The organism is Streptomyces sp. CAI-85 (assembly GCF_013363615.1).
Classification (GTDB): Bacteria; Actinomycetota; Actinomycetes; order Streptomycetales; family Streptomycetaceae; genus Streptomyces; species Streptomyces antibioticus_B.
The window spans coordinates 63,971-84,081 of sequence record NZ_JAANNX010000002.1 but is presented as its reverse complement, the minus strand read 5'-3'; the positions used below and the strand labels follow the sequence as shown (position 1 = coordinate 84,081).

The window sequence follows — 20,111 nt, the reverse complement described above, 5'->3', positions numbered from 1 at the left end:
TTTTTTCCTAAGTAGGGGGACGCTGCGTCACAGCGTCACACGATCTTGGAAAACGGCGGGTGACCTGCGCAGACGAGCGTGACGCAGACGCTCCTGGCTGCGTCACGCCGCGTCACCTGCGTCACGCGTGACGAACGGCCTGCGTCACGCGTGACGCACCCCCACCCGTCTGCGTCACGCGAAAACCGCAGGTCAGAGGCCTGCGTGACGTAGGTGACGCTGTGACGCAGAAATCCGCACCTCGGACACACACGGAGGCCGAGAGCCCCCGAAGCCAACGCGACTCAACTTCTGAGGACTCCATGAGCCGAACCCTTTCCGCTCAACCCGACCCCCGCGCCACACTCCGCAGCGGCTTGCCTGACCGGTACCTCACTCCCGACGACATCGCCGAGATCTTCGGCGTCCCCCTCGAAACCGTCTACCAGTGGCGCAGGAAGCGCACCGGTCCTCCCGGCTTCCGCGTCGGCAAGCACGTCCGCTACGACCCCGCCGAAGTGGGGGCCTACGTCGCTCAGCTCAAGAACGTCGACCGCGTCGCGGCCTGACGCAACCTCGCACACCGCCAGGGGTGGCCGTTGAGCGGCCACCCCTGATCCATGCCGAGAAGGGACTCCGCCTCCAATGGCAGGCAGCATCCAAGACCGCTGGTACAAGACCGAGACCGATGCCAACGGCAAGACCGTCCGCGTCAAGACCGAGCGCTACGGGACCGGGCTGCGCTACCGGGCCCGCTACTTCGCCCCCGACGGCAAGCGCAAGGGCAAGTCCTTCCCCGACGGACAGAAGCGGCTCGCTGAGCAGTGGCTGAGCAAGGTCACGGCGGACGTGGCCAGGGGCGACTACATCGACCCGAACGCGTCCCGGACGTCGTTTCAGGAGTTCGCCGAAGGCTGGCTCGCGAGCCAGAGCGGGGACCCGAACACCCGCGCGTCGATGCAGTCTCAGCTCAAGCTGCACGCCTTCCCCCGCATCGGGTCGCGGCCCCTGGGGTCCTTCCAACCCAGTCACATCCGCGAGTTCGTGACGCAGCTCGAAGCGTCCGGCATGTCCGGCGCGTACGCCCGCGTGATCTTCTCCAACGTTCGCGCCGTCCTGAGCGCGGCCGTGGAGGACGGCTACCTCCGCCGGAACCCGTGCAACTCGCGCACGGTGACGCTCCCCGAGATGGGCATGCGCCGTGTCGTTCCCTGGCAGCCGGACCGCGTCTTCGCCATGCGGGCCGCCATGGTCGAACGCTTCCGGACCATGGTGGACATGGGCGCCGGCTGCGGCCTACGGCAAGGCGAGATCCTCGGGCTGTCCGTGGATGAGCTGGACTTCGACAGCGGCACCCTGCACGTGGTGCAGCAGCTCAAGCTCAGCCTGAGCAAGGCTGTGTTCGCGCCCCCGAAGGGCGGCAAGCTCCGTGACGTCCCTCTGCCCGACCCCGTGGCGGAAGCGCTCAAGGAGCACATCAAGCGGTTCCCGCCTGTTGAGATCACGCTGCCTTGGATGCGGGCGAACGGCCGGCCCGTGACCAAGCGTCTGATCTTCACCGGGCCCAACGGCGGCCACGTCTGGCGTACCTCGCTGAATGAGGACCACTGGAAGCCTGCTCTGGCGTCCGTGGGCGTCATCCCCAAGGCCAAGAGCCGAGAGCACACCGCCGCGCGCGAGCACGGCATGCACGCCTTGAGGCACTTCTACGCGTCGGTGCTGCTGGACGCGGGCGAGAGCATCAAGGCCGTCAGCGAGTACCTCGGGCACTCCGACCCGGGACTCACGCTGAAGGTGTACGCGCACCTCATGCCGAGCAGCCGCGACCGGGCCCGGAAGGCACTCGGTCAAGCACTCCGGCCGCCGCAGGACCCGCCGCGCTGAGGTCCCACAGAGGGCCCAGGCCGCGAAAATGCCCCTGAGTCGCGCCATCTGCGCAGCTCAGGGGCATGATCATAAAACCTACTTCTTCTTGCCCTGGTTCTTGACCGCCTCGATCGCTGCCGCTGCCGCGTCCGGGTCGAGGTAGGTGCCGCCCGGGTTGAGGGGCTTGAAGTCGGTGTCCAGTTCGTAGGAGAGGGGGATGCCGGTGGGGATGTTCAGGCCCGCGATGTCGGCGTCGGAGATGCCGTCGAGGTGCTTGACCAGGGCGCGCAGGCTGTTGCCGTGGGCGGCGACGAGGACCGTGCGGCCGGTGAGGAGGTCGGGGACGATGCCGTCGAACCAGTAGGGGAGCATCCGGACGACGACGTCCTTGAGGCACTCCGTCTGCGGGCGCAGCTCCGGCGGGAGGGTCGCGTAGCGCGCGTCGTCGAACTGGGAGTACTCGGCGTCGCGGTCGAGCGGCGGGGGCGGGGTGTCGTAGGAGCGGCGCCACAGCATGAACTGCTCCTCGCCGTACTCCGCGAGGGTCTGCGCCTTGTCCTTGCCCTGGAGGGCGCCGTAGTGGCGCTCGTTCAGGCGCCAGGAGCGGTGGACCGGGATCCAGTGGCGGTCCGCGGCCTCGAGGGCGAGCTGCGCGGTGCGGATCGCGCGCTTCTGGAGGGACGTGTGCACCACGTCGGGCAGGAGGTCGGCGTCCTTCAGGAGTTCGCCACCGCGGACCGCCTCCTTCTCGCCCTTCTCGTTGAGGTTGACGTCCACCCAGCCGGTGAACAGGTTCTTCGCGTTCCACTCGCTCTCGCCGTGGCGGAGGAGGATCAGCTTGTACGGTGCGTCGGCCATGGGTCCGAGCGTAATGGACCGTCCTGGTGGCCCGCGTCCGCCGCTCATACCCCGGACTCCGCTCCCGGACTCCGCCGCTCACGCTTGACGGGATCTGTTAATTGAGTGGTGCTCCCCGCGGCCGCCTCCGTAAGTTGCCGTTGCCGCCTTCGCCACTTACACCCTCGGGGGGACTCCGCCATGTCCGTCGCCGTCGTCCGACGTGCCGCTCGCGAGACCCTCTCCGGTCTCCCCCGGGAGTTCTGGTGGCTGTGGACCAGCACGCTCGTCAACCGTCTCGGCGCCTTCGTCGCCACCTTCATGGCGCTGTATCTGACCCTCGACCGCGGCTACTCCGCCTTCTACGCCGGTCTCGTCGTCTCCCTGCACGGCCTCGGCGGGGTCGTCTCCTCGCTGGCCGGCGGCGTGATGGCCGACCGGATCGGACGGCGGCCCACCCTGCTCGTCGCGCAGACCGCCACCGCGCTCTCGGTCGCGCTGCTCGCGTTCATCACCGACCCCGTCGCCATCGCCGGCGTCGCCTTCCTGGTCGGCATGGCCTCCAACGCCTCCCGGCCCGCCGTGCAGGCGATGATGGCCGACATCGTGCCGCCCAAGGACCGTATCCGGGCCTTCTCCCTCAACTACTGGGCCATCAACCTCGGCTTCGCCGTCTCCTCCATGGCCGCCGGTTTCATCGCCGAGGTCAGCTACCGGGCCGGGTTCCTGCTGGAGGCGGGGATGACCCTCGTCTGCGCGGTCGTCGTCTTCCTCAAACTGCCCGAGTCACGGCCCGAACGGCAGGAGAAGGCCGGCCGGGAGGACTCCGTCGGGCTCGGGACCGTCCTGCGCGACACCCGGTTCATGAGCGTCGTGGGGCTGTCCTTCCTCGTCGCGTTCGTCTTCCAGCAGGGGGCGGTCGGGCTGCCGGTCGCGATGGGCGAGGCCGGGTTCACCCCCGCGGACTACGGCATGGCGATCGCCGTCAACGGCGTCCTGATCGTCGCCCTCCAGATCCCGGTCACCCGGTTCATCGAGCACCGCGACCCGCGCCGGCTGCTCGTCATCTCCTCCGCCCTCGCGGGGTACGGCTTCGGACTCACCGCCTTCGCCGGGTCGGTCGGCGTCTTCGCGCTCACCGTCTGCGTGTGGACGCTCGCCGAGATCGTCAACGCGCCGACCCAGACCGGGATCGTCGTCCGTCTCTCCCCCACCCACGGCCGCGGCCGCTACCAGGGCATGTACACGATGTCCTGGGCGGTGGCCTCGCTGGTCGCCCCGGTGATGTCCGGTTTCGTCATCGACCGGTTCGGCGCGGAGTGGCTGTGGGGGATGTGCGCGGTCGTGGGCACGGTGGCGGGCGCCGGGTACGCCGTCCTCATGCGGCGGCTCCCGGACGAGGAGGGGGACCAGGAGGGGCGGGCCCACGCCGACCGGACCGACGGGGAGGCTCCGGTGGTGGAGGCGAAGGGCGCCGAGGTGAGCGCCGCACCCGCCGCGCCCTGAGCCCCCGCCCGGCCCACCTGGCGGACGAGCTACGGACTCACCCGCCCCTACGGGTGCATCCGCGCCCCCTTCAGCACCTTGTCCACCGCGTTCCGCGGCCCGTACACCGCCAGCCCGACCAGATCCAGCTCCGCCGTCGGCACGGCCCGCACCGCCGCCCGGTTGTCGCGGTCGTTGCCGGTGGCGAAGAGGTCACCGGTGAACACCGCGCGCGGGAGCGAACGGGCCAGCACCCGCGCGTGGGCGGCGGTCAGCGTCTCCTTCGTCCCCTCGAAGACCAGCACCGGCTGCCGGAACATCGGCAGGCTCACCACCCCGTCCGCGTCCTCGTACGGCTCCCCGATCACCTCGGGGGCGGCCGTCCCCAGGCCGCTGACCAGGAACGCGGTGACGTTCAGCCGCTGCCAGGACTCCAGGTCGTCCCGCAGCAGGACGGCGATCTTCGTGTCGAAACGGACGGGGGCCTCGGGGTCCCCCACGCTCACAGTGCTCACGGTGCTCATGACGTGAGACTCCCGTCCCGCCCCCGGCTCGGTCTTGTACGTTCTTTGCATGGCCTCCCGGCATCCCCGGCATCCCCGGCCCTCCCGGCCCTCCCGGCCCCGGCAGGAAGTCTCCGCCTGGCGCCCGCGCGTCCCGGGCGTCGTCGAGGTCTTCCACGCCCGCTTCACCGAGTACGCCTACCCCATGCACGTCCACGACGCCTGGACGCTGCTCATCGTGGACGACGGCGCCGTACGGTACGACCTCGAACGCCATGAGCACGGCACCCCGCACGACACCGTGACCCTGCTGCCGCCGCACGTCCCGCACAACGGCTCCCCCGTCGACCCCGGCGGCTTCCGCAAGCGGGTGCTGTACCTGGACGCGAGCGTGCTCGGCGAGGAGCTGATCGGGGCGGCCGTGGACGGCCCCGACCTGCGGGACCCGGTGCTGCGGCGGCGGGTGGGACAACTCCACTCCGCGCTCGCCCGCCCCGGCGACGAACTGGAGGCGGACAGCCGGCTGACGCTGATCGGCGAGCGGCTCCGGGACCACCTGGGGCGCACCGAGGGTCCCTCGCGCCCCGCCCCCTCCTCCGACCCGCACCTCGCCCGCCGGCTGCGCGAACTCCTCGACGCGTACGTCGTCCAGGGCATCGGTCTGGAGGAGGCCGCGCGGGTGCTCCAGGCGCATCCGGCGCATCTGGTCCGGGCGTTCAGCGGGGCGTACGGCATCGCGCCGCACCAGTATCTGACCGCTCGCCGGATCGACCGGGCCCGCCGGCTGCTGCTGACGGGCCGTCCGGCGGCCGAGGTCGCGACGGACACCGGCTTCTACGACCAGGCCCATCTCACCCGGCACTTCCGGCGGTTGGTGGGGGTGCCGCCGGGGCGCTACTCGGGGTCGGCGCGCATGCGGTGATCACCTCACCTGGGGTGACTCAGTCGGCGGACCGCCGGGTCAGGTGGGCGAACGCGTCCAGATTGTGGGTGGGTTCGCCGCGGGACACCCGCCAGGCGTACTCGCGGCGGATCGCGGAGGCGAAGCCCAGCTCCAGCAGGGTGTTGAAGGCGCCGTCCGCCGCCTCCAGGACCTGGCCGAAGATCCGGTCGGTCTCCTCGGCGGTGACGGAGGCGAGCGGGAGGCGGGCGGTGACGTAGATGTCACCGAGCTGGTCGACGGCGTAACTCACGCCGTACAGCTTGAGGTTGCGCTCCAGGAGCCAGCGGTGGACGCCGGGTTCGTTCTCGTCGGGGTGGCGGATGACGAACGCGTTCAGCGACAGCGAGTGGCGGCCGACGATCAGCGAGACCGTCGTCTTCAGCTTGCGGGTGCCGGGGAGCTGGACGACGTAGGTGCCGGGTTCGGGGCGCTCCCACTCCAGCTCCGCGTCCGTGAGGAAACCCTCGACGATCCGCGCGGCCGCCGTCTGCTCCGTGTCCTGGCCGGAATCCCTGTCACCCATGCTGGGAGCGTACGCGACGGCGATGGGCCTGGGCGGCGGCCGTGTAGACGTCGGCGGTGGCGGCGGCCGCGGTGTCCCAGCCGAACGACCGGGCGTGCCGGGCGGCGGCCGCGCCCATCCGGGCGGTGAGTTCGGGGCCGTCGGCGAACCGCTCCAGCACGCGCGCGTACGCCGCCGGATCGTGCCCCTGGACCAGGAAGCCGGTCTCGCCGTCCCGTACGGCGACCGGCAGGCCGCCCACGGAGGCCGCGAGGACCGGGGTGCCCGCGGCCTGTGCCTCTATGGCGACCAGGCCGAAGGACTCGCTGTAGGAGGGGACGACGAGGACGGACGCGGCGCGGAACCAGTCCGCGAGCTGGTCCTGACCGACCGGCGGCCGGAACCGTACGACGTCCGCGACACCGAGCCGCGCCGCCAGCTTCTGGAGCCCCTCCGGCTTGGCGAGGCCGCTGCCGCTGGGGCCGCCGACGACGGGTACGACGATCCGCGACCGCAGCTCGGGGCGGTTGTCCAGCAGCTCCGCGACCGAGCGGAGCAGCACGTCGGGGGCCTTCAGGGGCTGGATACGGCCCGCGAAGAGGGGGATCAGAGCGTCCTGCGGGAGGCCGAGGCGGGCGCGGGCGGCGGCGCGGCCGTCGGCCGGGGAGAAACGGTCGAGGTTGACGCCCGGGTGGACGACGGCGACCTTGCCGGGGTCGGCGCCGTAGTGCCGTACGAGTTCGTCGGCCTCCTCCGCCGTGTTGGCGATGAGGCGGTCGGCGGCGGAGACGATCTGGGTCTCGCCGATCACGCGCGCGGCGGGCTCGGGGGTGTCGCCGTAGGCCAGGTTGGCGTTCTTGACCTTGGCCATGGTGTGCATGGCGTGCACCAGGGGGGCGCCCCAGCGCTGGGCGGCGAGCCAGCCGACGTGGCCGGAGAGCCAGTAGTGCGAGTGGACGAGGTCGTAGTAGCCGGGGCGGTGGCCGGCCCATGCCTGCATCACACCGTGGGTGAAGGCGCAGAGCTGGGCGGGGAGGTCCTCCTTGGCGAGGCCCTCGTAGGGGCCGGCGTCGATGTGCCGGACGAGGACGCCGGGTGCCATCTGGACGGTCGGCGGGAGCGCGGCCGTGGTCGCGCGGGTGAAGATCTCGACCTCGATGTTGATGGCGGCGAGGCGCTGGGCCAGCTCCACGATGTAGACGTTCATGCCACCGGCGTCGCCGGTGCCGGGCTGGTGGAGCGGTGAGGTGTGCACGGAGAGCATCGCCACCCGGCGGGGGCGGCGGTGGAGCCTGAGCCGCGACGGGGCCGCCGGTGAACGACGCCCGAGCCTGCTGACGTACTGGCTCACGTGGCCTTCCTCCTTGCTGCGGGCATGCCGGACGGAGGGGTGTGGGGCTCCCTCCACTGGGCGGCAACGCCGGAGGGCGCGATTCCCATTCCGGGCGGGTGGCGGCGGAGGGGATTTTTGCCTGAGCGTTACCGGGTATCGCTCAACCGTTCGAGACGCGGGTGCGTCCCTCTGCGGCCGCGTGCCTCCCGTGCTGTCCGCCTACCCTCTTTTCATGACCCCCCGCGCGCATCACCCCGTGGGCACCGTCACGCGCGGGACCACCAACCCCAACCGGCTGCGCCGCATGGACCGCTGGATCGCCGCGACGCACGGCGCCGAGCTGCGCCGCGCCGCCGACCCGGTGGCGGTCGACCTCGGCTACGGGGCGGCGCCCTGGACGGCCGTCGAGCTGCTGTCCCGGCTGCGGACCGTGGCGCCACGCACGCGTGTCGTCGGCGTCGAGATCGACCCGGCCCGGGTCGCGGCGGCCCGGCCGTACGAGCGGGAGGGGCTGGTCTTCCGGCACGGCGGCTTCGAGATCCCGGTGCCGCAGCGGCCGCACCTGGTCCGCGCCGCGAACGTGCTCCGGCAGTACGACGAGGACCAGGTCGCCGAGGTCTGGCAACGCCTGTGCGCACGGCTCGCGCCGGCGTCCGGGGGGTCGCGGGGCGGGCTGCTCGTCGAGGGCACGTGCGACGAGATCGGCCGGCGGCACGTCTGGGTCGCGCTCGGCCCCGAGGGCCCGCGCACGGTCACCTTCGCGACCCGCCTGGGCTCCCTGGACCGCCCGTCCGACCTCGCGGAACGACTCCCGAAGGCCCTGATCCACCGCAACGTCCCCGGCGAACCGATCCACACCTTCCTCCACGACTTCGACCGCGCCTGGGCGGCAGCCGCCCCCTACGCCTCCTACGGCGCCCGCCAACGCTGGCTCCGAACGATCCGCACCTTGACAACCACCTGGCCGGTGACGGACGGCCCCACGCGATGGCGCCAGGGCGAAGTGACGGTGGAGTGGGGGGCGGTGGCGCCTCGGGGGTGAGGGGGTGTCAGGCATACGGCTCCTGAGGCGCCGGCACCGGCACCGGCACCGGAGGCCCGCGCCGTCGTTCACCCGTTCGTGGAGGGTGGAACGATCTCCGTGGGCCGTTCGTCACATGGGCAGGGCGGTCGGCATGCCGTCGAGGGTGTGGGGGGGGGAGGAGTGGTCCCGTCGGGTCACGGCCTCTGTCGTTTTCCACCGTGACGTGGCACGATCCCCCGGGCACCGTAAGTTACTGACGGGAAATCAGTCGAGGGGACGGGGTATGGGGCGGAGCAAGCGCAGCGTGTACGCGGTGGCGGTGGCCGTCGTCTGCGCGGTGACCGTGCTGGGCGCACCCGGCATGGCGTTCGCGAGTCCGGCCCCGCCGGCCCCGTCGTCGGCGCCGACCACCAGCCCGGACCTGACCCCCGCCCCGAGCACGGACCTCGAAGCCGTACGCGAGAAGCTCGACGCGCTGTATCACGACGCCGCGGTGGCGACCGACGCCTACAACGCGGCGGAGGAGGCGGCGGAGAAGCAGTCCGCGGAGATCGTCGCCCTGGCGAAGAAGATCGTCGAGGGTCAGAAGAAGCTGGACGACCTCAAGGACCGCGCCGGCGCCGCGGCCCGCTCCCAGTACCGCACCGGCGGCCTGCCCGACGAGGCCCAGTTGATGCTGAGCGACGACCCGGGCGACTTCCTGGACGGCGCGGGCCGGGTCATCCAGGGCCAGCGCGCCACGAAGGGCCTGCTCGGCGAACTGACCCGGACACAGGAGGACTTGGAGCAGTACTCCCGGGACGCCTCGGCCCAGTGGCAGCAACTGGAGGCCAACCGCAAGGTCAAGGCGACCGCCCAGAAGCGGATCGAGAAGCAGATCGCCGCGGCGAAGAAGCTCGAATCGCAACTGGAGAAGGAGGAGAAGGAGCGCCTCGCCAAGCTCCAGGAGCAGGCCGCCCTGAACGCCCAGACGGCCTGGCTGGACACCGGGATACTCGACGAGATCGACGGCAAGGCGTCCGCGCAGGGCAAGAAGGCGATCAAGTACGCCACCGCGCAGATCGGCAAGCCCTACGAGTGGGGCGCCGAGGGCCCCGCCACCTACGACTGCTCCGGGCTGACCTCCGAGGCGTGGAGAAGCGCCGGCACCGCCATCCCCCGTACCTCGCAGGAGCAGTGGAAGCAGTTGCACCGGGTCGCCGTGAAGGACATGCGCCCCGGCGATCTGATCATCTACTTCGACGACGCGAGCCATGTCGCGCTGTACGTGGGGGACGGCGCGATCGTCCACGCCCCGCGCCCCGGCCGCGACATCACCCTGGCGGGGGCGGGCACGATGCCGATCCTCGGTGTGGTCCGCCCGGACGCGTAAGCCGAATCCGTACGACAGACGCGCAGGGCAAAGCAGCCGAAAGGGGTTAACTCTCTTGCCCGGCCCGCCGCGAGGCCGGGCAGGTGACCCCCACCACGTGACCCACGGCACCCCGGACGGCCGCCAAACTCCGTACGGACGTGACGTTCGTCATCCCCGCACCCGGCCCGCCCTGCCCAACTGCGGTAGGGATCGCGGCATATGACAGCGGCCTGAGATCAAGCTGGGTGTCGCACACCATTCCGCTGCGGCGCCTTCTGCCGCTATGGTCCCCGTCGGTGGGTCGAGGTCCCTCGCCCCCGCCATGCCCTCGGGGGGAGGGAAGGAACCAAGACGATGCCCGTACCCGTACCGCGGCAGAGAGCGATCCCGGCCGTGGAGAGTGGTCAGGCGCCGGCCGCGCCCACAGTCGGCGGCCCCTCCGAGGCAGCAGCCCCGCTCCACCGGGACCCCGCCCGCAAGGAAGAGACAGTTCGCAACGACGCGACGGCCGAGGACGACAGCGCACGCACCGCCACGTCCACCGCCACGCCCGCCCCCGCACCCACCACCGTGCCCCCGGCCGCCCCGCGCCCGGCGCCGCTCGGCACCTCGCACACCACCGCGCTCACCCTGCTGCTGATCGAGGACGATCCCGCGGCCGGCCCGATCGTCCCCGACCTGCGGGACTCCGACGGCAAGCCGATGCGCGTCCGCACCGCCCGCAACCTCACCGAGGCCGGCCGGCTGCTCACCGACGACGTGCACTGCATCCTGCTCGACCTGACGCTGCCCGCCCCCGGCCGCGCCGCCGACGGCGACGAACTCGCCGTACTCCGGCACGTCCTGGAGCTGGCCCCCCGGCACGCCGTGCTCGCGCTCACCGCGTCCGGCGACGCCGAGCGCGGCGCCGAGGCGGTGCGCGTGGGCGCCCAGGACTATCTCTTCCGCGACGAGCTGGACAGCCGGCTGCTGAGCCGCGCGATCCGCTACGCCGTGGAGAGGAAACGTTCCGACACGGCGGAGCGACGGCTGGCCGAGGGCCGGCTGCGGGCGCAGGAGAACGCCCGCCTGGAGCGCGGCCTGCTGCCCACGCCCCTGCTGGAGGGCTCCCCGCTGCGGTTCGCCGCCCGCTACCGCCCCGGCCGCTCCCGCGCCCTGCTCGGCGGTGACTTCTACGACACGGTCCGCACGCCCGACGGCACCGTGCACGCCATGATCGGCGACGTCTGCGGCCATGGCCCGGACGAGGCCGCGCTCGGCGTGGAGCTGCGGATCGCCTGGCGGGCGCTGACCCTGGCCGGGCTGTGCGGCGACGAGCTGCTCAACACGCTCCAGCAGGTGCTGGAGCACGAACGCGACGACGACGAGATCTTCGCGACCCTGTGCACGGTCGACATCGCACCGGACGGCCGCCGCGCGGGCCTGTGCCTGGCCGGCCATCCGGCACCGCTGATCGCCCGCCCCGACCGGCCGGCCCGGCTGCTGCCGTACGAGAACAACGGCCCGGCGCTCGGACTGCTGCCGGGTGCCCGCTGGCCGCGGATGCAGGTGGAGCTGGGCGCGCGGTGGAGCCTGATGCTCTACACCGACGGGCTGATCGAGGGCCGGATCGGCGACGGCCGCGAGCGGCTCGGCCAGGACGGCATGGTGGAGATGATCCGCCGCCAGATCGCCGAGGGGCTCAGTGGCGAGGAGCTGCTGCGGGCCGCGGTGAACGAGGTGCGCGAGCTGAACGGCGGCGAGCTGACGGACGACGTGGCGCTGGTCCTGCTGGACCGGGTGCCGTAAGCCGTACGCCCGCACACCCGCCTGTCAGGTCAGCCGGGGTGGGTGCTTACCGCCCGCCGTTGTACGGCCCGTACGGTCCGTCGCTGCTGGAGCCGCCGCCGCGCTGGCCGCGCCCGCCGCCGGGCAGGGAGCGCAGGGCCGGGCGGACGTCGACCATGTAGACGATCGTCGCGATCAGCCCGATGATCGGCAGGAACGAGAAGATGTTGAAGATCAGGTTCACCACGAAGGCGAGCCCGAGGACGATCAGCCAGAAGGGCTTGGTCTGCTTGTCGGCAGCCCGGTAGCCGTCCTCCCGGCGGATCGCGGCGTCGATCAGAGCGAAGCCGCTGAACACGATCAGAGCCAGGCTCAACAGCGCCAGGAAATTGTCGAACCCCTGCATCAGCACTACGTCCACCACCCGATTCGGCACGTCCCGGCTCGTACTTACGCGGTCACCGTACCCGCAACCGCGCCGCTCCTACCCGTTCAGTTCGTACAACGGGCCGGGCACCCGATGAGTGCCCGGCCCATGACCGTATGTCCACGTCCTCCGCGCCCAGCCGGGCCGCCGGTCTCACTTGGCCGGCGGAGTGGGCTTCTTCGCGGGGGCCTTGCGGGCGGCCGGGGCCTTCTTGGCGACCGGCTTCTTGGCGGCGGGCTCCGGCTTGACGGCGGCGGGCTCGGCCTTGACCGCGGCGGGGGCCGGCGCGGGGGCGGGCTCCGGCTTCGGCTCGGCGCTCGGCTCGACCGCGACGGCGATCTCCTCGATGCCCTCGGCGGCCTCGCCGCGCCAGGTCTTCACGGCCTGCTCGCCGTGCTCGGCGACCTTCTCGTAGGTCTCGCGGGCCTTGACGGCGTACTCGGCGGCGACGCCGACACCGCGCAGCGCGAGGTCCTGGGCGGACTCGCCGAGCTTCTTCAGATCGGCGTCGAGGGTGCTGCCGAGCTTCTTGATGTCACCGTCGAGGGTGGTGATGAAGTCGTTGACCTTGGCCTGGAAGGTCTCCTGCGCCTCCTTGGCCTTGGCACCGGCCTCCTTGGCGCGGGCAGCGGCCCTCTCCTGCACGGCCTTGGGGTCGGTGTTGCGGACGGCGTCGATCCGGGCCGGGGCCTCGGAGCGGAGCTGCTCGACCAGACCGGGCACCTTCTTCGCCTGCTGGAGGGCGAGGTCGGCCGTACCGGCGGCGAAGTAGAGCGGGGTCGGGTCGCTGAAGGTCTTGCGCAGATCGTCGGTGATGGCCATGGTGAAGCGTCCTCCCGGATGCGTGGGTCGTTCGTCGTGCTCTTCGTGTGCGTCGTGCTCTTCGTGCTCTTCGTGCTCTTCGTGTTCGGCTGAGGGTGGTACAGGTCCGCGGCGGGACGGCCGGTCCCCTGGTCCGGTCAACTGGCCGTCTGCTGCGGGCCGGTGTCACCGCCCGGCTCCGGGATGTCCGTCCGTCCGTCGTCCCGTCCGTCGCCGTCCGCGTGGCTCTCCCGGACGGTCTCGAATCCGTTCTCCTTGCGGAAGGACTCGTAGATCTGGAGGAGCGCCTGCTTCTGGGCCTCGGTCAGGGTGGGATCGGCGAGGATGACCGCGCGGGTCTCGACCTCGTCCCGGTCCCGCTCCGCGTCGAGGATGCCGGCCCGCACGTACAGCGTCTCCGCGGAGATGCGCAGCGCCTTGGCGACCTGCTGGAGCACCTCCGCGCTCGGCTTGCGCAGCCCGCGCTCGATCTGGCTCAGATACGGATTGGACACCCCGGCGGCATCGGCGAGCTGCCGAAGCGAGAGCTTGGCGTTCCGCCGCTGCTCGCGCAGGTAGTCACCGAGATTGCCGACGTTGAGCGATGCCATGCCTCCACCTTGCCCCACCCCCGCTAACTTTTGCAAGCACCTGCTTGCAAAAGTGTGTCGGGCGGGCGGGCGGGTGCGGGGCGGGGCGGGCAGTGTGTGTCTGTGTCGTTCAGCGCGCGATGATGCAGAAGGGGTGCCCGGCCGGGTCTGTGAGGACGCGGGCCCTGTCCCCGTGCGGCTGGTGGTCGGGCTTGGCCGCGCCCAGTTCCAGCAAGCGCGCCTCGGCCGCGTCCAGGTCCTCGTCGACCTTGAAGCAGATGTGGAGCTGCTGAGGGACGGTCTGGTCGGGCCAGCTCGGAGCGCGGTGGTCGTCGACGCGCTGGAATCCGATGAAGAGCCCGTGCTCACCGTTGAGTCCCGCGAAGTCGGCGTCCGACCGGGGATGCGGTTCGAGGCCGGTGGCCTGCTGGTAGAACGCGGCCAGGGCCAACGGGTCGGGGCAGTCGAGATTGATCGCGATCAACTTCATCGGTTCGGAGACTACGCGGCCGTGTCGGTGAAGCGGATCCGTACCGCGACCAAGGCGCCCCTCGCGTCCAGGTCGGCCGACACGGGGAAGTAGCCGTCGCCCCAGGTCGTCATCGCGCAGAGGAGGCGGGCGTCGCCGATGTCCACGGTTCCGGACTCGGTCTCGGAGGCGCGGACCTGGCGCATGACCTGCCAGTGGTGGGAGTGGGGGCGGAAGTCCACCATCAGGCCGCGCCCGGGCCGCTCCTCCTTCCACTTCTGCACGGCGAGGGCCTTCTCCACCGCCTCCGTCACGGCCAGCCCGGTCCATCCGCGGACACCGTCCTCGCCGGGTTCACCCAGTTCCGGTGCCGCGAACGCCTCGGCGGCCTCGTCCGCGGCGGCGCCCCAGAACGCGACGTCGGCCAGGCCGTCCACCGGATCGTCGTGCCGCCAGGCATTCAGGGCGTCGGCGTCACCGAAGAGCACGCGGCCCCAGTCGACGCCGATGTCACCCAACGGCACGGACGACTCCACCTCGGCGTCGCTCACCCGGACCGACATCTCCACCCAGCGCACACCGTCCCCGGCGTCGACCCGCGACGCCAGCACCGGCAGGTGCCGGTCACGGGGCACCCCGCCGACCACGACGACCGGCACCCCGAACATCAGAAAACTCCCCCCGCCTTCGGCGGCGGTCCGCCGCACGCGCTGCGCATGCGGCTCACGGCCCGGCAACGCCTCCAGCCGGGCATCCAGCCCGGCACCACGGCAGTGCTCCTCGAACATCGCCGTCAGCTCCGCCGCCCGGGAGGCGGGGATGTCGTGCAGCACCCGGCCCGGCTGCCGATCAAAACCACGGACCGCCTCCGGCGCATCCGGCCCGACCCCGACGAGATCGACCGAACCGAGCACGTCGGCGGCCATCGCCGGATCGTCGACGCCGAGCAGCGCCGGGTCCGTCTCCGCGGGCGACCGCTCCCCACTCCACAGCCCCAGATGCCCACCGTCCACCAGGACGAGAATCCCCGCCGGACAACTGATCTCACCGAGCCTGTAGATCGTTTCCATGGCGCGGGAGTCTACGGTCGCCCCTCCGTATGTCAGTGGCACCTGTGATCGTTGGCTCGTGGACGAGTTGATCGAGCGGGTCGACGAGCGGGACCGGGTGCTGGGCGTGGTGCGTCGTGACTGGGCTATTCGGCATGGGTGGTTGCACCGTGTCGCCGTCACGGTGTGCCGTGACCGGGACGGGCGGATCCTCGTCCATCAGCGCTCTCGGCACGTGCCCCGGTTTCCCGGGTGCTACGAGGTTGCGGTCGGCGGGGCCGTAGCCGTCGGGGAGTCGTACGAAGAGGCTGCGCGCCGGGAGTTGGGCGAGGAGATGGGCGTCGGCGCCGCGCGCGTCCGGTTCGTGGTCAGGTTCCTGAACCGGAGTGGGCTCAGCCCTCACTGGCTCGCCGTGCACGAGGCGGTCGTTCCCGACACTCTCGCTCCCAGCGCCGAAGAAGTCGCATGGCACGGGTGGTTGGAGGAGTCCGAGTTGTTCGCGTTCATGCGGCGGCAGGCCTTCACACCGGACAGCAGACCGATGCTCGACCGGTATCTCCGCGTGAAGGCGTCGACTCCGCCGTCCCAAGCGACGTTGACGAAGCCGATCTGATCGTCATGGCCCGAACCCAGCCGTCCCTGTCCCCGTCGAGCGGCTGGGGCAGGATGGGCTCAAGGCACTGCTGTGGCGGCGGGAGGAAGAGGGGGATCTGGGGCATGTCCGCAGGCGACGACTGGTATCTCACCGAAGACGTCGACGACTTTCTCGCGCGTGCCGGAGGGTTTCTGCGTTCGCGGCCCGGGGCGCACGTCATGCAGCTCACCTGGGCCGAGCGGGTGCGGGTGCGGGGTCTGGCCGCTCTCTTCGGTGTGCTGGAGCGGGGGAATGAGGTTCACGGCACCTTCTTCCGGCTTCAGGGCCGTGGTCTCGGCCTTTCCCCCCTCACCCCCGAGCACGCCGACTCCCTCGCCGCCCGGATGGCCGCCCAAGGGCACACCGTGCCGTCCGTCAGCGCGGACGAGCGGACCGCCGTCGCCTTCGCCGAGGCGTGGCGGCGGCACAGCGGGGCCGCGGCGACACCCCGTGACCTGCGGCTCCGTCTGTACCGGCTCGGCACGCCCACCCCGCCGGAGCCGCTGCCGGCGGGCCGGGCCCGTGTCCTGGGCGAGCAGGATCTCGACCAAGTCATCTTCTGGTGCGGCGAGTTCGCGAAATCCGTCGGTGAGGACGTCTCCCTCGACGCCGCCACCTGGGCCGGCAGCCGCTTCGCCGACAAGCGCTACACGCTCTGGGAGACCCCGGACGGCACCCCCGTCTCCGTCGCCGGCGCCAACCCGCTGATCGGCGGCCAGATCCAGGTGGACGTCGTCCACACCCCGGCCCACCTGCGCGGACGCGGCTACGCCGGCGCCGTCGTCACGGAGGTCGGCCGGGCCGCGCTGGCCGCGGGCGCGCAGGACGTCGTGCTGTTCGCGGACCTCGCCAACCCCACCAGCAACGCCCTCTACCAGCGCCTCGGCTACCGCACCCTCACCGACTGGGCGGGGTACGACTTCGACGGCGGATGAGGCCCCGGGGCCGAAGCGGAGGTCCGGGGCCCGGCCGGTAGGGTCCCGGCATGGTCGTCGCCCGTTCCGTCGCTCTGTTCGCCGTCGCCGCTCTCTTCGAGATCGGCGGTGCCTGGCTGGTCTGGCAGGGCATCCGTGAGCACAAGGGCTGGGTCTGGATCGGGGCCGGGGTCGTCGCGCTGGGGCTCTACGGCGTGGTCGCGACCCTCCAGTCCGACGACAACTTCGGCCGCATCCTCGCCGCGTACGGCGGGGTCTTCGTCGCCGGGTCCATCGCCTGGGGCATGGTCGCCGACGGCTACCGGCCCGACCGCTGGGACGTCGTCGGCGCCCTGGTGTGCCTCGCGGGGATGGCCGTCATCATGTATGCGCCGCGCGGGAACTGACCGAAAGAGTCAGAGGTCAACGGGCAGAGGTCATAGGTCAGCGGTCAGCCATCGGCCTTGCCGAACCACCTCCGGAGTCCGCCGACCAGCTCCCTCTGGTCCTCCCCCGCCCACGCCACGTGCCCGTCCGGCCGGAGCAGGATCGCCGGGACGTCGAGTTCCTCGCTGACGTCCACGACGTGGTCGACCCGGTCCGCCCAGCCCGCCACCGACAACCGCCCTGTCTGGTCGAGCAGGAGGCCGCGGCCGGTGCGCGTCAGCTCGTAGAGGCGGCCGCGCTTCAGGGTGATGTCCCGCATACGGCGGCCGAGCAGCTCATGACCGTCGCCGTCGCCGTCGCCGAAGTCGTAGCGGACGCCGATGGCGGTGATCTTCTCGATCAGGTAGCGGTTGACGTCCTCGAAGTCGATCAGTTCCGAGAGCAGCCGGCGCACCGCCTGCGGGCCGGGGGCGGTGGACATCAGCTCCATCTGCGCGCGGGTGTTGTCCAGTACGGCGGTCGCCACCGGGTGCCGTTCGGCGTGGTAGCTGTCCAGGAGGTCCGGCGGCGCCCAGCCGGCCACCTCGGCGGCCAGCTTCCAGCCCAGGTTGAACGCGTCCTGGACCCCGAGGTTGAGGCCCTGTCCACCGGTCGGCGGGTGGATGTGCGCGGCGTCGCCGGCCAGCAGCACCCTGCCGACCCGGTAACGCTCGGCCTGCCGGGTGGCGTCGCCGAAGCGGGAGAGCCAGCGCGGCGCGTGCACGCCGAAGTCGGTGCCGGCGTACGCCCGGAGCTGCCGTTTGAAGTCGTCCAGGGTCGGCGGGACGGTACGGTCCTCGGCCACCCCGTCGGCGGGTACGACGACACGGTACGCCCCGTCTCCGAGCGGCCCGAGGCCGAACCGCTTCTCGGTCTCGCGGACCCGGGCCACCACGGCGGCCAGCTCCTCCTGTTCTGTCGTCACCCGCATCTCGCCGAGCAGCGTCTCGACCCGGGCGGGCTCGCCGGGGAAGCCGACGCCGAGCAGCTTGCGCACGGTGCTGCGGCCGCCGTCGCAGCCGACGAGATGGCGGGCGCGCAGCCGGGTGCCGTCGGCGAGGTCGGCGGTGACGCCGTCGTCGTCCTGGCTCAGGCCGACCAGTTCGCTGCCGCGCCGGATCTCGGCGCCGAGGTCCGTGGCGTGCTCGGCGAGCAGACGGTCGGTGACGGTCTGCGGGATGCCGAGGACGTACGAGTGCGCGGTGTCCAGCCGGTCGGGCCAACGGGTGCCGAGGCCGGCGAAGAAGCCGCCGACCCTGTGCTGGGTGCCGTGCGCGAGGAAGCGTTCCAGCAGGCCGCGCTGGTCCATCACCTCGATGCTGCGCACGTGCAGACCGAGCGCGCGGACGACCGGGGTCGGCTCCGGATCCCGCTCCAGCACGAGCACCCGTACGCCGTGCAGGCGCAGCTCGGCGGCGAGCATCAGCCCGGTCGGCCCGGCACCGACCACGATCACGTCAGTCATGATTCCCCCTTGATTTCCGCTGGTCACGGGCTCGGCCGACGATTCTCCGCCACGACGGGGGCCTTGCCGCAAGCCCCCCTCTGCGCTATACGTTGAGAGTGGCGAGGAGTCGGGAACTCCTTGCCCTTTCTCATGTCACCGGGCTTCACCCCGGCTTCTGATCCACTCGCCCAGCGCCGCGAGGTCCGCGTCCACGAGCCCGAGCCGGTGATCCACGCGGTACAGCAGCGCGCGGCCGGGGTGACGGTCGGCCACCCAGGCGCGGTCGGCAGCGCTGATCTCGTCGTCCACCCACACGAACGGCCGCCCGGCGGCCCACTCGACCAGCGCCCGCGTCTTCCAGTGGAGACCTGCGCCGCCGGGCCCGTCCGCGTCCTCGTCGGCCTCGTCGGCCTCGTCGTCCTCGTCGTCCACGTCCGGCCACCGCACGACCGGCAGCGCGGGCAGACCGAGCCAGGGGGACAGCAGGTCGTTCGCGTCGTCCAGCCACGTGGTCGCCCACACCGGTTCGGCACCCAGGGCTCGCAGCCGCGGACCGAGGGCCGGGTCGAGGCGGGGCAGCAGGGGATGCGGCGATGTGCCGTGCACGGGGTGGGGGCCGGGGCCGCCGAACGGGATCAGGGTCCCGTCGATGTCCAGGAAGAGGAGAACGGAAGTCACCACCACAGCTTCCCTGTACGGCTTGACCTCAAGCTTGGTTGAGGTCGAAGACTGCGTACACGTATCCGGAAGCAGGCGTCACGACAGGGGTATGGGCATGCACGCGGTGCAGGTGAAGGCGTTCGGTGGGCCGGAGGTGCTGGGTGTGGTGGAGGTCGGCGAGCCGGTGCCCGGGGGCGGGGAGGTCGTGGTCGAGGTCGCGTACACCGACACGATCTTCGTGGAGACCCAGATCCGCAGGGGGCTGGCGCGCGCGTACTTCCCCGTCGTGCCGCCGTACGTTCCCGGCGGCGGGGTCTCCGGTACGGTCGCCGCGGTCGGGGCGGGGGTGGACGCCGGGTGGGTGGGGCGGCGGGTGGTGTGTCTGGTCGACGGCAGTTACGCCGAGCGGGTGACCGTGCCGGTGGGCGGACTGGTGCCGGTGCCCGACGGGCTGGATCTGCGGACCGCGGCCGCCCTGGTCCACGACGGTGTGACGGCGGCCGGTCTCCTCGAACGCACCGCCGTCTCCCCCGGCGACCGGGTCCTCGTTCTGGGTGCCTCGGGCGGCATGGGCACCCTGCTCGTCCAGGCGGCCCGGGCCCGGGGCGCGACGGTGGTCGCGGCGGCCCGGGGAGCGGAGAAGCTGGCCCTGGTGGCGGACCTCGGCGCCCACGCGACCGTCGACGTGTCCGCGCCCGGGTGGGTGGAGCGGGCGCGGGAGGTGCTGGGCGGCGGGGCGGAGGTCGTTTTGGACGGGGTGGGCGGTGAACTCGGGGCGGCGGCGCTTCCGTTGACCGTCGGGCTGGGCCGCTTCTCCGCGCACGGGGCGCCGTCGGGGGGCTTCGCGTCCCTCGACGCGGAGGTGGTCGACCGCCTCGGCATCACCGTCTTCGGTATCGCCGACGTCCGGTTCGGCCCGTCCGACCTTCGCCGGCTGACGGCCCACGCCCTCGCCGAGGCGGCGGCGGGGCGGCTGCGGGTGGTGGTCGGAGCGGTGTTCCCGCTCGCCGAGGCGGAGGCGGCGCATCGGGCGGTGGAGGGGCGGGGGGTGGTGGGAAAGGTGGTGCTGGAGGCGTCCGGTGCGCTGTGATCGCCCCGGCC

The 20,111-nt window shown here is 71.9% G+C and carries 22 protein-coding genes; 11 read left to right on the top strand and 11 right to left on the bottom strand.

Features of this window, described 5'->3' with window-relative positions; genetic code table 11:
• The first annotated feature begins 302 nt into the window (after positions 1-302).
• Both G6W55_RS03275 and G6W55_RS03270 read left to right on the top strand, forming a co-directional pair.
• The gene (locus G6W55_RS03275) at positions 303-548 is read left to right on the top strand and encodes an AlpA family transcriptional regulator (RefSeq protein WP_175519254.1); all 246 of its coding nucleotides are present in this window, start codon (positions 303-305) and stop codon (positions 546-548) included.
• Between the two features lie 76 nt (positions 549-624).
• Complete coding sequence (locus G6W55_RS03270; protein WP_175519253.1) at positions 625-1,863, top strand: tyrosine-type recombinase/integrase; 1,239 nt, start codon at positions 625-627, stop codon at positions 1,861-1,863.
• A gap of 78 nt (positions 1,864-1,941) precedes the next feature.
• Here the strand turns inward: G6W55_RS03270 and G6W55_RS03265 are convergent, their stop codons facing one another.
• Complete coding sequence (locus G6W55_RS03265) at positions 1,942-2,703, bottom strand: phosphoglyceromutase (protein WP_175519252.1); 762 nt, start codon at positions 2,701-2,703, stop codon at positions 1,942-1,944.
• Between the two features lie 180 nt (positions 2,704-2,883).
• Here G6W55_RS03265 and G6W55_RS03260 point away from each other — a divergent pair, with 180 nt between their 5' ends.
• Entirely contained in the window at positions 2,884-4,188 is a 1,305-nt protein-coding gene (locus G6W55_RS03260; RefSeq protein WP_175519251.1) for an MFS transporter, read from the top strand.
• Between the two features lie 47 nt (positions 4,189-4,235).
• Here G6W55_RS03260 and G6W55_RS03255 read toward each other — a convergent pair whose 3' ends face one another.
• Positions 4,236-4,742: a DUF2000 domain-containing protein gene (locus tag G6W55_RS03255; protein ID WP_175519250.1), complete on the bottom strand. Its 507-nt coding sequence runs from the start codon at positions 4,740-4,742 to the stop codon at positions 4,236-4,238.
• Here G6W55_RS03255 and G6W55_RS03250 point away from each other — a divergent pair.
• Positions 4,741-5,592: an AraC family transcriptional regulator gene (locus G6W55_RS03250; RefSeq protein WP_175519249.1), complete on the top strand. Its 852-nt coding sequence runs from the start codon at positions 4,741-4,743 to the stop codon at positions 5,590-5,592. The two genes, G6W55_RS03255 and G6W55_RS03250, sit on opposite strands and share 2 nt — an antisense overlap.
• A gap of 19 nt (positions 5,593-5,611) precedes the next feature.
• Here G6W55_RS03250 and G6W55_RS03245 read toward each other — a convergent pair whose 3' ends face one another.
• Complete coding sequence (locus G6W55_RS03245) at positions 5,612-6,136, bottom strand: YbjN domain-containing protein (RefSeq protein ID WP_175519248.1); 525 nt, start codon at positions 6,134-6,136, stop codon at positions 5,612-5,614.
• Positions 6,129-7,466, bottom strand: coding sequence for a D-inositol-3-phosphate glycosyltransferase (gene mshA, locus G6W55_RS03240; protein WP_175519247.1), 1,338 nt, complete (start codon positions 7,464-7,466; stop codon positions 6,129-6,131). The genes G6W55_RS03245 and mshA overlap by 8 nt, the downstream gene beginning before the upstream one ends.
• 214 nt (positions 7,467-7,680) lie before the next feature.
• Here mshA and G6W55_RS03235 point away from each other — a divergent pair, with 214 nt between their 5' ends.
• The 3 genes from G6W55_RS03235 to G6W55_RS03225 all read left to right on the top strand — a co-directional run bounded on the left by G6W55_RS03235 (position 7,681) and on the right by G6W55_RS03225 (position 11,614).
• Positions 7,681-8,490, top strand: coding sequence for a class I SAM-dependent methyltransferase (locus G6W55_RS03235; RefSeq protein ID WP_175519246.1), 810 nt, complete (start codon positions 7,681-7,683; stop codon positions 8,488-8,490).
• 265 nt (positions 8,491-8,755) lie between these two features.
• Positions 8,756-9,844 (top strand): C40 family peptidase, encoded by a 1,089-nt coding sequence (locus tag G6W55_RS03230; RefSeq protein WP_175519245.1) that lies wholly within the window; start codon positions 8,756-8,758, stop codon positions 9,842-9,844.
• A gap of 336 nt (positions 9,845-10,180) precedes the next feature.
• Positions 10,181-11,614: a PP2C family protein-serine/threonine phosphatase gene (locus tag G6W55_RS03225; protein ID WP_175519244.1), complete on the top strand. Its 1,434-nt coding sequence runs from the start codon at positions 10,181-10,183 to the stop codon at positions 11,612-11,614.
• Between the two features lie 46 nt (positions 11,615-11,660).
• On the opposite strand, the gene G6W55_RS03220 is transcribed toward G6W55_RS03225, so the two are convergent.
• From G6W55_RS03220 to G6W55_RS03200, 5 genes are all read right to left on the bottom strand, one after another.
• On the bottom strand, positions 11,661-11,999 hold the full coding sequence (locus G6W55_RS03220; protein ID WP_030795181.1) for a DUF2516 family protein: 339 nt from the start codon (positions 11,997-11,999) through the stop codon (positions 11,661-11,663).
• A 174-nt stretch (positions 12,000-12,173) separates the two neighbouring features.
• Positions 12,174-12,842, bottom strand: coding sequence for a hypothetical protein (locus G6W55_RS03215; protein ID WP_175519243.1), 669 nt, complete (start codon positions 12,840-12,842; stop codon positions 12,174-12,176).
• 137 nt (positions 12,843-12,979) lie between these two features.
• Positions 12,980-13,432 carry a helix-turn-helix domain-containing protein gene (locus G6W55_RS03210; RefSeq protein ID WP_244367936.1) on the bottom strand — a complete coding sequence of 151 codons (453 nt, stop codon included), beginning with the start codon at positions 13,430-13,432 and terminating at the stop codon, positions 12,980-12,982.
• A gap of 109 nt (positions 13,433-13,541) precedes the next feature.
• Complete coding sequence (locus tag G6W55_RS03205; protein WP_175519242.1) at positions 13,542-13,901, bottom strand: VOC family protein; 360 nt, start codon at positions 13,899-13,901, stop codon at positions 13,542-13,544.
• An 11-nt stretch (positions 13,902-13,912) separates the two neighbouring features.
• Positions 13,913-14,950, bottom strand: coding sequence for a hypothetical protein (locus tag G6W55_RS03200; protein WP_175519241.1), 1,038 nt, complete (start codon positions 14,948-14,950; stop codon positions 13,913-13,915).
• Here G6W55_RS03200 and G6W55_RS03195 point away from each other — a divergent pair.
• The 3 genes from G6W55_RS03195 to G6W55_RS03185 all read left to right on the top strand — a co-directional run bounded on the left by G6W55_RS03195 (position 14,949) and on the right by G6W55_RS03185 (position 16,884).
• Positions 14,949-15,542, top strand: a complete 594-nt coding sequence (locus G6W55_RS03195) for an NUDIX domain-containing protein (protein WP_175519240.1) — start codon at positions 14,949-14,951, stop codon at positions 15,540-15,542. The two genes, G6W55_RS03200 and G6W55_RS03195, sit on opposite strands and share 2 nt — an antisense overlap.
• Before the next feature lie 104 nt (positions 15,543-15,646).
• A complete protein-coding gene (locus G6W55_RS03190; RefSeq protein WP_175519239.1) occupies positions 15,647-16,498 on the top strand; it encodes a GNAT family N-acetyltransferase in 852 nt (283 codons plus the stop codon).
• Between the two features lie 50 nt (positions 16,499-16,548).
• On the top strand, positions 16,549-16,884 hold the full coding sequence (locus G6W55_RS03185) for a YnfA family protein (RefSeq protein WP_085211849.1): 336 nt from the start codon (positions 16,549-16,551) through the stop codon (positions 16,882-16,884).
• 44 nt (positions 16,885-16,928) lie between these two features.
• Here G6W55_RS03185 and rox read toward each other — a convergent pair whose 3' ends face one another.
• Together rox and G6W55_RS03175 are read right to left on the bottom strand one after the other, a co-directional pair.
• Complete coding sequence (gene rox / locus G6W55_RS03180; protein ID WP_175519238.1) at positions 16,929-18,368, bottom strand: rifampin monooxygenase; 1,440 nt, start codon at positions 18,366-18,368, stop codon at positions 16,929-16,931.
• 135 nt (positions 18,369-18,503) lie between these two features.
• Positions 18,504-19,028, bottom strand: a complete 525-nt coding sequence (locus G6W55_RS03175; protein ID WP_175519237.1) for an HAD domain-containing protein — start codon at positions 19,026-19,028, stop codon at positions 18,504-18,506.
• Between the two features lie 97 nt (positions 19,029-19,125).
• Here G6W55_RS03175 and G6W55_RS03170 point away from each other — a divergent pair, with 97 nt between their 5' ends.
• Positions 19,126-20,100 (top strand): zinc-binding dehydrogenase, encoded by a 975-nt coding sequence (locus G6W55_RS03170; protein ID WP_175519236.1) that lies wholly within the window; start codon positions 19,126-19,128, stop codon positions 20,098-20,100.
• The last annotated feature ends 11 nt before the right edge of the window (positions 20,101-20,111 follow it).